This window comes from Isoptericola jiangsuensis (genome assembly GCF_002563715.1).
GTDB lineage: Bacteria > Actinomycetota > Actinomycetes > Actinomycetales > Cellulomonadaceae > Isoptericola > Isoptericola jiangsuensis.
The window spans coordinates 3,845,034-3,859,141 of sequence record NZ_PDJJ01000001.1 but is presented as its reverse complement, the minus strand read 5'-3'; the positions used below and the strand labels follow the sequence as shown (position 1 = coordinate 3,859,141).

The window sequence follows — 14,108 nt, the reverse complement described above, 5'->3', positions numbered from 1 at the left end:
GACGGCGGTCGTGCGGCCTAGCGTCTCCCGCATGACCGCCGTCGACGCCGCCCGCCTGCAGTTCGCGCTGCTGGCGGGCATCCACTTCCTCTTCGTCCTCGTGACGCTGGGGCTCGGACCGGTGGTCGCGGTGTTCCAGACGCGGTGGGCGCTCACGGGCCGCGAGGTGTTCGAGCGGGCGACCCGGTTCTGGGGGCAGCTCTACCTGGTGAACTACGCGCTCGGCGTCGCCGCGGGCATCGTCATGGAGCTCCAGCTCGGGCTGCACTTCCCGGGCCTGCTGGAGGTCGCGGGCGGGGTGGTCGGCGCCCCGCTGGTGGTGGAGACGATGCTGGCGTTCTTCCTGGAGTCGACCTTCCTGGGCGTCTGGGTGTTCGGCTGGCACCTGCTGCCGCGCGCGGTGCACACGGCGGCGCTGTGGGGCGTCGTCGCGACGGGCTACCTGTCGGCGTTCACCGTGATGGTCGCGAACGGGTTCCTGCGCCACCCCGTCGGGTACGTGATGGTCGACGGCGAGGCGCGGATCGCGGACGCGGGCGCGCTGGTGACGAACCCGGCCGCGCTGGTCTCGTCGTTCCACGCCCTCGGCGCGTGCCTCATGGCGGGCGGCTTCCTGCTCGTCGGGGTGAGCGTCCGGCACCTGCGGCGGGTCGCGCCGGGCGCCGACGACGACCTGTGGCGCCGGTCGGTGCGCGCCGGCCTCGTCACGGGGACGGCCGGCTCGTTCGTCGCGATCGCGTCCGGTTTCGCCCAGTTCACGTACTTCCAGGACGGCGAGGCGGCCCGGGTCCCCGTCGTCGGTATCGCCTACGGGGTCATGGACCTCGTTGCCTTCATGACCTTCCTCAGCGGCGTCGTCCTGCTCCTGCTGCTCGTGCGCGGTGCGCTGTTCCGGCTCTGGCGGCCGCTGCGGCACGGGCTGTACCGGGTGCTGACGGCGCTCCTGGTGGTCCCCTTCGCGACGGCGCTGCTCGGCTGGGTGGCCCGCGAGGTGGGTCGCCAGCCGTGGGCGGTCGTGGGCGTGCTGCGCACGCAGGACGCGGTGTCCGACGCCTCCCTGACGGCCGTCCTCGTCTCCCTCGTGCTGCTGGTGGGTGTCATGGGCACGCTCGCCGTCACGGACTGGACCGTGCTCACCCGCCTCGCACGCCGCGGCGACCAGCAGCTCGCGCTCGGCGCACCACCGGCCGACCTGCTCGGCCCCGACCCGACGCCCGACGTCCTCGCCTTCGGGAGCACCCGGTGAACGCCGCCGGGTGGGGCCTGCTGCTGGCCGGGCTGCTGACCGGCTGGGTGCTGGTCGACGGCGCCGCGCAGGGCGCGCTCCAGCTGTCCCGCACCGTGACGGGGGGTGCGCCGGACCCGACGACGCGCGACCGGTACCGCCGCACCGTGCTCGGGACGGTCGGACCGCTGCTCCTGCTCGGCGAGGTGTGGCTCGTGGCCGCCGCGGGGGTGCTCGTCGGGGCGTTCTGGGAGGTCGAGTCCGCCCTGTGGGCGCGCGGCTACCCGCTGGTCGTGGCGCTGCTCGTCGCCTGGGTGGTGCGGGACGCGGCCGTGTGGCTGCGCAGCCGCCTCCCGGGGGCGCGGGGGCGCGCCGCCTGGGACGTCGCCGCGCAGGTCGCGGGCGTCGCCCTGCCCGCCGCCGCGGGCGCCCTGCTCGGCACGGCCTGGCTGCTGTTCGCCCTGCCCGCCGGCCACGACGTCACCGGCCCGGGCGTCGTCCCGTTCCGTGCCGTCCCCGTGCTGCTCGCCGCCCTGTGCGTGCTCGGCGTGCGCGTCCACGGCGGACTGCTGCTGGCCGCGCGCCTGCGCGACGTCCCGGGTGTCGCGGACCGTGCCCGGCGTCAGGTCGGCGCGGCGCTCGGCCTGTACTCGGTGGTGGCCGCGCTCACCGCGTTCGCCGCCCTCGGCGCGTTCGGGGGTGGTGCCGGGGCCGCCGTCGGCGCCGCCCTCGCCCTCCTCCTCGGTGCCGTCGTCGCGCTCGCCGCGCTGTTCGACCTCGACCGGGGGGCGGCCGGTTCCGCCACCGTCCGGTCGGCGGGGCTCCTGACCGCCGCCCTGCCCGTCGTGGTGACGGCCGCCGTCGCAGGCCCCGGGGTGGTCGCGGCCGCCGCGCCCGGGCAGGTGCTCGCGGGCCTCACCTGGCCCGTCCTCGCGGCCGTCGTCCTGGTGGCCGTCGTCCAGGGGTCCGTGTGGCGGCTCCTGCGCGGCCGGCGTGCCCCGCAGGTCGCGTACCTCTGAGGCGCGGGTGCCGGTGCCGCCGGTCGGGGCCGCGCGGCCCGCGGCACGCCGGGCGGTCCGCGCGCGAGCCGCGGTCACGCGTTAGGTTGCGCCTGTGGCACGACGGCGCGACACCGGCACGGTCTCCTTCGACGTCTCGTACGACGCGGGCGACGCCCCGGCGGACGACGACGCACCCGTCGCGCCCGCCCCGCCGTCGTGGCCGCGTCGCGCGGGCGACCGGTGGCGTGCGACGCCCCCGCGGCAGCGCCGACTGACCGGTCTCGCGGCGGGCGCGCTGGTCGTCGTGGTCGCGGGCGGCTGGGCGACGACGTCGGCCGTGTCCGCGTCCGCCGAGGCGCAGCGCCTGCGGGAGGCGCCCGGCGGCGTGCTCTCCCTGGCCGGGCCGCTGGCCGTGACGGCGGAGGCCGAGTCCGACGACCTCGCGGCCGTGCTGCCGGACGGGACGCTGGCGCTGGTCGACGGCGACGACGTCGTCGGCTGGGACGTCGTGTCCGGCACCGAGACGTGGCGGACCTCCGTCGGCGCGGATCCGTGGTGCGGGCCCCGCCCCCAGGTCGCCGGCGCCGTCGACTGGGCGACCCCCATGGACGTCGTCACGTGCGTGCACGACGACGGCGCGCGCGTCACCGTCCTGACCGCCGACGGCGACGTGACCGGCAGCCGCGACCTGCCCGCCGCCACCTACGGCCTGGACCACCAGATCGTTGCCCCCGCCCGTGACGGCGGCCTCGTCGTCGTCCGGCACGACCCGGGCGTGCCCGAGAGCGTCGACCTCGAGCTCGAGGGCTCCGACGCCGACCCGTGGGCCGAGATCGACGCCCTGGAACGGCCGACGGCCACGGGGACCGTCCGCGTGGAGGACGCCCTGACCGGTGACCTCCGGTTCGACGTGCCGCTCGCCGACACGGGCGAGTTCGGGACGACGTCGGGCTGCTACGACTTCTTCGTGTCCGACGACCCCGACGCGCCGGAGGCGACCCTGCGGGCGCCGACGGTCGTCGCGACGCCCCACCTGGTCTCGTACCTGTTCTGCGGGGCCGCCGCGCGGGCGGGCGCCGACGGGACGGAGCTGCCCGCACCCGACGGGGAGTACCTGGGGGCCGAGGTCTGGTACCACGGCGGCGACGGCGTCCAGGTCGCGGGGGACGGCACGTTCTTCGTCGCGGCGGGCACCGGCACCCGGGTCGTGCGCGCCGACGGCACGCCGGACCGGCGGACCGAGCAGCTCCTCGCGCCCGTCGCGGCCGACGGCTCCGGCGGGCTGCCGACGATCGCCGTCGAGGGCAGGGGCGTCACCGTCGCCCTCGACGCACAGGGTGAGCAGCTGTGGCGGGTCGACGAGGACGGCGACAGCACGTCGATGGTGACGCAGACCGCGGGCACGGTCGTCGCGGTGAGCTGGGGCGAGGCGGTGGCGTACGACGCGTCCGACGGGGCCGAGCGGTGGCGCCTGCCCCTCACGGCGGCGGGGCTGGGCGCGCCGGACCGCGCGGCGTCCGAGTGGAACCCGCTCGCGGCGGTGACCGACGGCGTGCGGGTCACCATGCTCGTGGAGGGCTACCGGGCGTTCGGCGGCGCCAGCCAGTACGCCCTGCTCACCGTGGACCTCGCCACCGGCGAGCCCACCCTGGACGTGCTCGGCCCGGACGTCGTGCCGGAGCGGGACGAGCAGAGCGGGTGGGGCCTGCCGTGGCTCGTCGCCGTCGACGGGGAGCCGGTGCTCCTCGACCTGTCGTTCACCGGGCGGGGCGGGTACGAGGTCCGCGCCGTGCGGACGCTCGGCACGGACTGACGGGACCGCGGGCGGTGACGCCGCCGACCCGGTGAGGACTCCCGGGCGGGGTTACCGTCGGGGAGTGGGGCGCAGGCGCCGCCCCGAGGGGGCGTTCACGTTCGATCTCGTGCCTGACGAGGGCGAGGTCGCCACCCCCGACGCGCCCGCGGGTGCGACCCTCGACGACGACGCCGGGACGCGGCGGGGCCGGGTCGGCCGGGCGTGGCGCGGCACCCACCGGCACACCCGCTGGGGGGTGCTCGTGGCGGTGGTCGCCCTGGCGGGGACGGGCGTCGTGGTGGACGCCGCGATGGACCGGGGCCGGGAGGCGGCCCTGCGCGAGGCGGCGGGCGGCGTGGTCGACCTGTCGCTCCCCCCGCGCGAGGTGTGGCGGGTCGACGGGGTCGCGGACGAGCGGGCCGTGCCGGGAGGTCTGGCGGCGGTCACGGGTGACGTCGTGGCGGTGCAGCGGGCGGCCGAGCTGCTCGGGGTGGACCTCGAGACGGGGGAGACCCGGTGGTCGGTCGCACTGGTGGACCGGCCGGGCACCTGCGGTCCGGGGCTGACGTTCTGGTCCGACACCGCCGAGGTCACCCGGTCCTCGCGCGTGGTCTGCCTGGGGCAGGACCGCGCGGGTGCGACGACGGTGCTGGTGGTCGAGGAGGACGGCACGGTCCTGGCCCGCCGCGAGCTGTCGGAGCCGGTGGACCTCGCGGTGCCGGGGCCGGGGGCGTCGGTCATGACGGCCCGCTGGGTGGGGTCGCCGGACGACGTGGACGTGCAGCTCCAGGGCGACCCGATGACGGACCTCGCGGTGGTGGGCGACATCGACGACGGATACGACCTGCAGGTACGGCTGGAGGACGCGGTGACGGGGGAGGTGCGTTGGACGCGGACGGTGCCGTTCGGGGAGGTGCTGGACGAGGAGCAGTGCGTGCGGTGGTCGACGGGCGGCCGGACCGCGGAGCTGGAGCGGCGCGGCGCGGTGGAGCACGCCGTGAGCGAGCGGCTCGTGGGGGTGTCGGGCTGCGGGATCCTCGCCTACTTCACGCCGGACGGGGACCCGCTCGACCTGAGCGTCCTGGCGGACGCCGACACGGAGAGCGTGCGGCAGGTGCGGCCGCTCGCGGACGGCGGCTACGCTGTGTCGACCGGCGGCTGGGGGCAGAGCGGGTGGCGGCACCACGTGCTGGACGGCCAGGGTCGGCTGCGGTTCGTGGTGGTGGGGCGGCTGCTCGACCCGTGGGCGACGTCGGGCGTCGCGGCCGACCGGTGGCTGGTGGGTCAGGACGGCGTGACGGTCGCCCTCGACGCCACGGGGGCAGAGGTGTGGCGGACCCGGGTCGGCGCGCGCGAGCTGCTGGCGCGCACGTCGGGGGTGGCGGTGGTGCTGGACGACCGGGACCGGGTGCTCGGTCTCGACCTCGCGGACGGCAGCGTCCTGTGGGTGCGGGACGACGTGGCGACGGAGCCGGCCACGTCGGGCGGGGAGGACCAGCGCACGGGGGAGATCCAGTCGGTGTTCACCGACGGGACCGTCGTGGCGACGGTCGCCCCGGCCTACACCGACGCAGCGGTCGTGTCGGTGTGGCGGGCGCTCGACGTGTCGACGGGGGAGGACCTGTGGTCGGTCGACCTCCGCCAGGACGGCTGGGGCGTGGACCTCGCCGTGGACGGCCACCTGCTGCGCTGGTGGCCGACCGGGCTGGCGGGTCTGTCCCCGTGAGCGGGGGTCATCCGGCGAGCAGCAGGTAGACCTCGCGGCGGGCCTTGTCGAGGATGTCGACGGCGGCCTGGCCCTGCTCCGGCGTACCGGTGCGGACGACCTGCTCGACGGCGCCGTGCAGGTCGCGCAGGGCGCGGTGCACCTCGTGCCCGCCGTGCCGGGGGCCGCCCTCCCAGGGGGTGCCGAGCTCGTCGCGGTGCGCGGCCACGTGCTCGCGGCCGGCGTCGGTGAGGGTGGCGAGGCGGCGGCCCTCGTCGTCGGACAGCGTGACCAGGCCCTCGTCCTGGAGCTGCGAGATCGCGGGGTAGACGGCGCCGGGGCTGGGCCGCCACGCACCCTCGGAACGCTCGGCGAGCTCGGTGATGATCTGGTACCCGTGGCGGGGGCCCTCGTCCAGCAGGAGCAGGATCGCGGCGCGCATCTGGCCGCGTCCGCGGCGGGGTCCGCGGCCGCCGGGTCCGCCGGGGCCGAACCCGGGGCGCGGTCCGCGCGGACCGGTCTCCCATCCGGCGTCGAAGCCGCCGCGGCGGCCTCGGCCTCCGCGCGGGTGGTCGCCGCGGCGACGCTCGCGGGGCAGGTCGAAGGGGTCGATGAAGGGGTCGTTGTTCGGGGTGCGCATGGCGTGGTTCCTCTCGGTACGGGTCGACGGGCGGGATGCTCCGTCGACGTATCGAAGATACATCAACGATATATCGCTAGCAAGCGTCGGTGGCGTCACGCGACGCTCCGGCCGCCCGCGGAGAGGTGTGTCCCGCGCGTCGCGCGGGTCGGCACTCGCCCGGCACGACGGGGGCGCGTGTCGGAGGAAGGTGGTTGGCTCGCACCCGTGACCGGCTACGACGCCTCGTTCCTCGGCCCCGACGACCTCGCCGTCCCGCTGCCCGCGCCACGCCCGACCCCCGACGGCCCCGGTGCCCCCGGACCCCGGGAGCTGCGGCACCTCGACCACCCCCACTTCACCGTGCTGCTCGACCCGGTCCGCCGCCTCGCCGCCGCCACCGCCTGCACGATCGACGGCGCCCGCCTCCGGCCGCTGCCCCGCAGCGGCACCTGGCGCCTCGACCCCCAGGCGCCCGCCGCCGAGCAGGCCGGACCCGAGCTCTACGCCCGCAACCCCCTCGACCGCGGCCACCTCGTCCGCCGCCTCGACCCCATGTGGGGCACGCCCGCCGAGGCCCGCGCCGCCGGGCAGGCCACGTTCGTCTACTCCAACGCCGCCCCCCAGGTCGACCGGTTCAACCAGTCCAAGGAGCTGTGGAACGGCCTCGAGGACCACGTCCTCGCCTACGCGGACGCCCACCGGCACCGCGTCGTCGTCCACACCGGCTGTGCGTTCGACCCCACCGACCCCGTGTACCGCGGCGTCGCCCTGCCCCGCCGCTTCTGGAAGGTCGCCGCGTGGGCCACCCTCGACGCCGGTGCCGGTGCCGGCGCCAGTGGCGGTGCCGGTGCTGGTGGTGGTGGTGCGGACGCTGCTGCCGGTGTCGACGTCGATGGTGACACCGGGGGCACGGCAGTGCCCGTCCTGCGCGCGGCGGCGTTCGTCCTCGACCAGTCCCCACAGCTCGACACCGCCGACCTGCGTGCCGCGACAGCCCGCGCCCTCGCCGTCGGGGAGGTCCCGCCCCTCGGCCCGTTCCGCACGTTCCAGGTCCCGGTCGCGGACGTCGAGTCGCTGACGGGTCTGGACCTCGGCCCGCTCGTGGCGGCCGACGTCCTCGCCCCGCTCCCCGACGAGGACCGCCCCGCCGCCCCTCTGGCCGTCGGCACCGTCCCGACCGGCTGGTCGCCCGTCGCCACGCCCACCGACCTCACCCTGACCCCCTGAGCTGCTGACGCCCCGCCCCACGACTCAGCGCGCGGTCCCGCGAGTCAGCACGGATTTCCGCGACTCAGCACGGGCTCCCGCGAGTCAGCGTTGATCCCCGCGAGTCAGTGCAGGCTCCCGCGAGTCAGCGCTCACCGACGCGACTCAGCGCACGGCCGCCCGACTCAGCGCCCCGCCCCACGACTCAGCGCAGGCTCCCGCGACTCAGCGCTCGCCGACGCGACTCAGCGCAGTTGCGCGCGAGTCTGCGCAAAGTGCAACCGGTCAGTGCTGGTTGCGGGACCGACATCGGACGCGACGCTGAAAGGACGTGGGAGGGGGCCGCGCGTCGTCGTCAGACCCGAAGTGGAGGGCGCCCTGCGCCCGTGAACGCGACGGCGCGCGGCCCCCTCGCACGTCCGGAACCCGACCGCGCCACGCTGACTCGCGCGACCGAGCGCTGACTCGCGGGGATCCGCGCTGACTCGCGGGGATCCACGCTGACTCGCGGGGATCCACGCTGACTCGCGGGAGCCAGCGCTGACTCGCGGGAATCCGCGCTGACTCGCGGCGGCGCCGGCCCGCACCACAGGTAGCGCCCACCTACGGTGAGGTGCATGGACGTCATGCTGGTGGCGGTCGCGTCCGTCGCCGTGATCATCGCCGTGTCAGCCCTCGCCCCCCGCGCGGGGGTGGGTGCGCCGTTGGTGCTGGTGCTGATCGGGTTGGGGGTGAGCTTCCTCCCGGCGGTGCCGGCGTGGGAGGTGGAGCCGGAGATCATCCTCGCGGGGGTGCTGCCCGCCCTGCTGTACGCGGCGGCGGCGTCGTTCCCGTCGATGGACTTCCGGCGTGACTTCGGGGCGATCTCGGGGTTGAGCGTGCTGCTGGTGGTGGTGTCGGCGGTGGGTCTGGGCTTCGTGTTCGCGTGGATGATCCCGGGCCTGGACCTGGCGGCGGGGATCGCGCTGGGGGCGATCGTGAGCCCGACGGACGCGGTGGCGACGTCGATCATCAAGCGGCTGGGTGCGCCGGCGCGGGTGGTGACGGTGCTGGACGGCGAGGGGCTGCTGAACGACGCGACGTCGCTGGTGCTGCTGCGGTCGGCGGTGGCGGCGACGGCGGCGAGCGTGTCGTTCTGGTCGGTGGTGGGGGACTTCGTGTGGGCGGTCGCGGTGGCGGTGGTGAGCGGCGTGGTGGTGGGGCTGCTGGGTCTGCGGGTGCGGCGTCGGCTGCCGACGCCGGCGTTGTCCACCGGTGTGTCGTTCCTGGTGCCGTTCGCGGCGTACTGGCCGGCGGAGGCGTTGGAGGCGTCGGGGATCGTGGCGTCGGTGACGGCGGGGCTGGTGACGGGCACCCTGTCGGCGCGGTACCTGACGCCGCAGGTGCGGTCGGCGGAGAAGGTGAACTGGCGCACGGTGGAGGGGCTGCTGGAGGGTGCCCTGTTCCTGGTGATGGGTCTGCAGTTCTTCGCGCTGGTGACGGACGTGCAGGAGGAGCACGGGTCGTTGTGGCGGGCGTTGGGTGTGGCGGTGGTGGCGGCGTTCGGCGTGGTGCTGGTGCGGGCGGCGTTCGTGCTGCCGCTGCTGCGCTGGCTGGCGCTGCGGCGTCGGCGGGGCGAACAGCTGCGGGGCACGTTGGCGACGATGCAGGACCGGCTGGACGCGAAGCTGTCGGCGCACGACCCGTCGCGGTCGATGACGTCGGACGAGGCGTTGGAGGTGCTGCGGTCGGCGTGGCCGCAGGACACGGAGTCGCGGCGTCGGGCCCACGAGGAGGAGCGGCTGCAGCGGGGGGAGGACCAGGACCGGCCGCGCCGTCGCCCGGGGGTGGGCGAGGACGGCGGTGGGGAGCGGCTGCTGGCGCGCATCGAGCGGTTCAGCCGGCGCATCACACGCCGGGTGGCGGACATCGACTATCTGGCGGCGGCGCCGTTGGGTCCGCGGGAGGGTGTGGTGCTGGTGTGGGCGGGGATGCGTGGGGTGGTGACGTTGGCGGCGGCGCAGACTCTCCCGGCGGACTTCCCGCAGCGGTCGCTGCTGGTGCTGGTGGCGTTCGGGGTGGCGGCGGGCACGTTGCTGGTGCAGGGCGGCACGCTGCCGTGGGTGGTGCGGCGCCTGGGTCTGGCGGGGGTGGAGCCGCCGACGGCGGCGGAGCACGCGGCGGGCCTGCGGGTGGTGGTGCACGACGCGGCGGCGGACCTGTTGGACGGGGGGCCGGTGCGGGTGGACGGGTCGCCGTACGACCCGGACGTGGTGGCGACGGTGCGGGGTGCGGTGGTGCGGGAGGAGTCGGAGCGGGACGAGGACGCGGCGCGGTCGGCGGGGCTGTCGGCGCAGTTCTTCGAGCTGCGGGTGCGGGTGATCGAGGCGCAGCGGGCGGCGCTGCTGCGGGCGCGGGCGGACGGCACGTTCGACTCGGCGCTGCTGTCGCGGGCGTTGGACCTGCTGGACGCGGAGCAGATCGCGGTCGAGATGCGCGGCGAGTCGCCCTGATCCTGGTGCGACACCGGACGACCCGGCGGTCGGGTGCCGTCGTCGTCGACCCGCCGGGTGTCGCCCGGTGGAACGCGACGAGCGTGCCGGCGCTCTTCCCGTCCCGGGCGGAAGAGGAAGGCGCCGGCACGCTCGTCGGGCGGCCCGGCGGGCGTCAGGCCGTCTTGATCTCCCCGCGCAGCACGCGGGTCACGCCCACGGCCAGGGGCACGCCCACCCAGATGAGGGCCGACGTGGCGATCTGCGCCCACATCTCCCCACCGGTCGACATGCCGGCCTGTGCCGCGACCGCCGGGTCGGTCAGGAGGGGGGCGCTCGCGGTCGACAGGTCGATCCACGGCCACACGTCCGCCCACGCGGTGACGAACACCGCGATCGTGCTCACCACGACGGGCAGCACGAGGTAGGTGACGATCGCGGCCGGGGTGCTGAGGAACGCGAGACCGAACGCGATGCCGCCGAGCATCCACAGGACGACCATGAGCAGCGTGCCCCAGGTGACGGTGCCGACGCTCCAGTCGGGGGTGGCGTCACGGAACGTCACGACCCACAGGTGGGCGAGGGCGGCGATGCCGACGGCGACGGCGTAGAACGCGACGCCGGAGCCGACGGCGGACACGGCCTTCGCGCCGACGACGCGCAGCCGCCGGGGCTCCAGGGTGAACGTGGTCAGGGCGGTGCGCTGCGACCACTCGGACGTCGCGGCGAGGATCGCGACGATGGGCAGCAGCATCGCGAGCGGTGTGGAGCTGCCGATGACGAACGCCTCGAAGGGGACGTCGCCGTCGCCGACGGCGCCCATGATGATCATGACGGTCGCGGTGACGGCGGCGATGACGACGAGCAGCCAGCGGCCGGCACGCGTGTCGAGCTGCTTGCGCCACTCGACGACGACGAGGCGTCCGAACGTGACGGCCGGGACGTCGCTGCGGCTGGTGAGGGTGGGGCGGGCCAGGGTCGGGTCGAGGGCGGTCATGCCGACACCTCCTCACGGGCGTGGTCCGCGGTGAGCTCGAGGAACAGCTCCTCCAGGCCGCGCGACGACGCCTCCCGGAGCTCGACGACGACGACGCCGGCGGCGGCTGCGGTGCGGGCGACGTGCTCGGTGTCGGCGGTGGCGACGAGCCCGCCGCCCGTGCGGTGCTCGACGTCGGTCCCGGCGGCGCGCAGCGCGGCGGCCAGGGCGGCGTCGTCGGTGGAGCGGACGTAGGTGCCGGCGGCGCGCAGCAGCTCGTCCTTCGTGCCGTCCGCGACGATCCGTCCACGGCCGATGACGACGATGCGGTCCGCGACCTGCTCGATCTCGCCCAGCAGGTGCGACGACAGCAGGACGGTCCCGCCGTCGGCCGCGAAGCCGCGCAGCAGGTCGCGCATCCAGCGGATGCCCGCCGGGTCGAGGCCGTTGGCGGGCTCGTCGAGGATCAGGACCTCCGGGTCGCCGAGCAGGGCGCCCGCGATGCCGAGGCGCTGCCGCATGCCGAGCGAGAACGTGCCGACGCGCCGCGACGCCTCCGCCGTCGTCAGGCCCACGACGTCCAGGACCTCGTCCACGCGGGAGCGGCCCACCCCGGTGAGCAGCGCGGCCAGGGAGAGGACCTCCCGGCCGGTGCGTCCCGCGTGCTGCGCGGAGGCGTCCAGCAGGACGCCGACCCGGCGGCCCGGGTTGGTGAGCGCCGCGTACGGCAGCCCGAGGATGCGCGTCGAGCCCGACGAGGCCGGGGTGAGGCCGCACATCATGCGCATGGTCGTCGACTTGCCGGCCCCGTTCGGGCCGAGGAAGCCGGTGACGAGTCCCGGCTCGGCGGTGAACGACACGTCGTCCACGGCCAGGACCGGCCCGTACCTCTTGGTCAGGTGCTCCACGGTGATCATGGCTCCACCCTGCCGGTGGCGGGGGTTCTGGCGGATCGCCCGGACGGCGGGTCCTGGTCCGTCGGTCGGATGGAGCCGCGTCATCCTTTCGGAGGATGGCGTCCGGTGCGGCGAGCCCGACGGCGGATGCCGGGCCGCGGCGTCCGTCCTACGCTCGCGGCGTGACCGACCCGACCGACGTGCCCCACCCGGACCTCGCCGCCGTGCCCGGGCCGCGTCCGGATGGACGTCGGACGAGGCTCAGGAGGGCCTGGGCGGAGACGTGGCGGCTCGGGCTCGCGCTGCTCTTCAGCCTGACGGCCACCGGCTTCGTCCTCGTGGAGATCGACGAAGGACGCATGGCGATGACGGGCGGGCAGCTCGCGCTCGACATCGCGCTCGGGGTGCTGTGCTTCGGCGCCGTACTGCTGCGGCACCGCTTCCCGACGACGGTGGCGCTCGTCGTGTCCGCTGCGGGCGCCGTCTCCGCGTTCGCGGTCGGGCCGATCACGCTGGCGATCGTGTCGCTGGCCACCCACCGTCGCTGGTGGCGGATCCTCGCCGTCGCCGCCGTGTTCACCGTCGCGGGCTGGACGTACGGGCAGCTGTACCCCACGACCGACCCCGCACCGGTCACCGAGACCCTCCTCGGCGTCGCGTTCTTCGCGCTCCTCGTCTGGATCGGCGCCTACATCGGGCTCCGCCGGGAGCACATCGCCTCCCTGTACGAGCGGATCGCGACCGCCGAGCGCGAGCAGGCCGGCCGCGTCGCGCAGGCCCGCGCCAACGAACGCGCCCGCATCGCCCGCGAGATGCACGACGTCCTCGCGCACCGCATGTCGCTCGTCGCCATGCACGCCGGCGCCCTCGCCTACCGCACCGACCTGCCGCCCGCACAGGTCGCCGAGACCGCCGCCCTCGTCCGCGACTCCGCCCACGAGGCCCTCGGGGAGCTCCGGGAGGTCCTCGGGGTGCTGCGCGGGCTCGACGGCCCCACGGCGGGCGGCACCACCGACGACCCGCGGCCCGAACGGCCCCAGCCCACCCTCGCGGACCTCGACGAGCTCGTCGCCGCGACCACCGCCGCCGGGACCCCGGTCCGCGTCACCGACCGGGTGCCCGGCGTCGAGGCGCTGCCCGTCGCCATCTCCCGCAGCGCCTACCGCATCGTCCAGGAAGCCCTGACCAACGTGCGCAAGCACGCCCCCGGCGTCACCGCCTCCGTCGTGCTGCGCGGCGCACCCGGCCAGGGGCTGTGGATCACCGTCTCCAACGCCACCCCCGCCCGGGAACCCGCCGACGACACCACCCGCCCCCCGTCCTCCGGCCTCGGTCTCCTCGGCCTCATGGAGCGCGCCGAGCTCGGCGGCGGTACCCTCACCGCCCGCGACGCGGACGGCCGCTTCGTCGTGCAGGCATGGCTACCGTGGACCGCATGAACGTGGTGAAGGTCGTGGTCGTCGACGACGACGCGCTCGTCCGGGCCGGGCTGCGGCTCATCCTCGGCGGCTCCCCCGACATCGACGTCGTCGCGGACGCCGCCGACGGGGCCGACGCCGTCGACGTCGTCCGCCGGCACCGCCCCGACGTCGTCCTCATGGACATCCGCATGCCCCGCCTCGACGGGCTGGAGGCGACCCGCCACGTCGTCGCGCTCCCCGACGCGCCCCGCGTCATCGTCCTGACGACGTTCGACACCGACGACATGGTCCTGCAGGCGCTCCGCGCCGGCGCCGCCGGGTTCCTGCTCAAGGACACCCCGCCCGAACGCCTCGTCGCCGCCGTCCTCGCCGCCGCCGCCGGCGAACCCACCCTCTCCCCGTCCGTCATGACCCAGCTCATCGCCCGCGTGTCCGTCGAGGTCCCCGACCCGGCGCGGCGTCCCGGCTCCGCCGCGCGGCGCGTCGCCTCGCTGACCGACCGGGAACGAGAGGTCGCCGTCGTCCTGTCGCGCGGGCTGTCCAACGCGGAGATCGCCGCCGAGCTCTACATGAGCGTCCCCACCGTGAAGACGCACCTGTCCCGCATCCTCGACAAGCTGGGCGCCGCCAACCGCGTCCAGGCCGCCATCACGGTCCACGACGCCGGGCTGAGCGCGTAGCGCCCGCCGCCGCGACCCGGCGCGGCGTCCCGCGAGTCAGCGCGACTTCCGGCGAGTCAGCGCAAGGCGGCGCGAGTCAGCGCGCTTTCAGGTGCCGGACGTCGGAGGAC

General features: G+C 75.8%; 11 protein-coding genes. 8 read left to right on the top strand and 3 right to left on the bottom strand.

Annotated features, from left to right (window positions below):
* Positions 1-31 precede the first annotated feature (31 nt).
* From ATJ88_RS17260 to ATJ88_RS17245, 4 genes are all read left to right on the top strand, one after another.
* Positions 32-1,246 (top strand): cytochrome ubiquinol oxidase subunit I, encoded by a 1,215-nt coding sequence (locus ATJ88_RS17260; RefSeq protein ID WP_098464898.1) that lies wholly within the window; start codon positions 32-34, stop codon positions 1,244-1,246.
* Positions 1,243-2,244, top strand: coding sequence for a cytochrome d ubiquinol oxidase subunit II (locus ATJ88_RS17255; RefSeq protein ID WP_170023692.1), 1,002 nt, complete (start codon positions 1,243-1,245; stop codon positions 2,242-2,244). Before ATJ88_RS17260 ends, ATJ88_RS17255 begins: the two co-directional genes overlap by 4 nt.
* A 94-nt stretch (positions 2,245-2,338) precedes the next feature.
* Positions 2,339-4,039 (top strand): outer membrane protein assembly factor BamB family protein, encoded by a 1,701-nt coding sequence (locus tag ATJ88_RS17250; RefSeq protein ID WP_098464896.1) that lies wholly within the window; start codon positions 2,339-2,341, stop codon positions 4,037-4,039.
* Between the two features lie 64 nt (positions 4,040-4,103).
* The gene (locus tag ATJ88_RS17245) at positions 4,104-5,747 is read left to right on the top strand and encodes an outer membrane protein assembly factor BamB family protein (RefSeq protein WP_098464895.1); all 1,644 of its coding nucleotides are present in this window, start codon (positions 4,104-4,106) and stop codon (positions 5,745-5,747) included.
* Positions 5,748-5,754: 7 nt separating this feature from the next.
* Here ATJ88_RS17245 and ATJ88_RS17240 read toward each other — a convergent pair whose 3' ends face one another.
* On the bottom strand, positions 5,755-6,366 hold the full coding sequence (locus tag ATJ88_RS17240) for a PadR family transcriptional regulator (RefSeq protein WP_245852525.1): 612 nt from the start codon (positions 6,364-6,366) through the stop codon (positions 5,755-5,757).
* Between the two features lie 207 nt (positions 6,367-6,573).
* On the opposite strand from ATJ88_RS17240, the gene ATJ88_RS17235 reads away from it, so the two are divergent.
* On the top strand, positions 6,574-7,575 hold the full coding sequence (locus ATJ88_RS17235) for a DNA/RNA non-specific endonuclease (RefSeq protein ID WP_098464893.1): 1,002 nt from the start codon (positions 6,574-6,576) through the stop codon (positions 7,573-7,575).
* A gap of 596 nt (positions 7,576-8,171) precedes the next feature.
* Positions 8,172-10,046 (top strand): cation:proton antiporter, encoded by a 1,875-nt coding sequence (locus ATJ88_RS17230; protein ID WP_098464892.1) that lies wholly within the window; start codon positions 8,172-8,174, stop codon positions 10,044-10,046.
* A 154-nt stretch (positions 10,047-10,200) separates the two neighbouring features.
* Here the strand turns inward: ATJ88_RS17230 and ATJ88_RS17225 are convergent, their stop codons facing one another.
* Positions 10,201-11,022, bottom strand: a complete 822-nt coding sequence (locus tag ATJ88_RS17225; RefSeq protein ID WP_098464891.1) for an ABC transporter permease — start codon at positions 11,020-11,022, stop codon at positions 10,201-10,203.
* Complete coding sequence (locus tag ATJ88_RS17220) at positions 11,019-11,918, bottom strand: ABC transporter ATP-binding protein (RefSeq protein ID WP_098464890.1); 900 nt, start codon at positions 11,916-11,918, stop codon at positions 11,019-11,021. Before ATJ88_RS17220 ends, ATJ88_RS17225 begins: the two co-directional genes overlap by 4 nt.
* Before the next feature lie 161 nt (positions 11,919-12,079).
* Here ATJ88_RS17220 and ATJ88_RS17215 point away from each other — a divergent pair, with 161 nt between their 5' ends.
* Positions 12,080-13,336 (top strand): sensor histidine kinase, encoded by a 1,257-nt coding sequence (locus ATJ88_RS17215; protein WP_245852523.1) that lies wholly within the window; start codon positions 12,080-12,082, stop codon positions 13,334-13,336.
* On the top strand, positions 13,333-13,998 hold the full coding sequence (locus ATJ88_RS17210; protein WP_245852522.1) for a response regulator: 666 nt from the start codon (positions 13,333-13,335) through the stop codon (positions 13,996-13,998). The genes ATJ88_RS17215 and ATJ88_RS17210 overlap by 4 nt, the downstream gene beginning before the upstream one ends.
* The last annotated feature ends 110 nt before the right edge of the window (positions 13,999-14,108 follow it).

Bases quoted from the DNA above. Each gene is read 5' to 3' on its own strand.
- ATJ88_RS17260 (WP_098464898.1), top strand. From the start codon at position 32: ATGACCGCCGTCGACGCCGCCCGCCTGCAGTTCGCGCTGCTGGCGGGC.
- ATJ88_RS17240 (WP_245852525.1), bottom strand. From the start codon at position 6,366: ATGCGCACCCCGAACAACGACCCCTTCATCGACCCCTTCGACCTGCCC.
- ATJ88_RS17230 (WP_098464892.1), top strand. From the start codon at position 8,172: ATGGACGTCATGCTGGTGGCGGTCGCGTCCGTCGCCGTGATCATCGCC.
- ATJ88_RS17225 (WP_098464891.1), bottom strand. From the start codon at position 11,022: ATGACCGCCCTCGACCCGACCCTGGCCCGCCCCACCCTCACCAGCCGC.
- ATJ88_RS17220 (WP_098464890.1), bottom strand. From the start codon at position 11,918: ATGATCACCGTGGAGCACCTGACCAAGAGGTACGGGCCGGTCCTGGCC.
- ATJ88_RS17210 (WP_245852522.1), top strand. From the start codon at position 13,333: ATGAACGTGGTGAAGGTCGTGGTCGTCGACGACGACGCGCTCGTCCGG.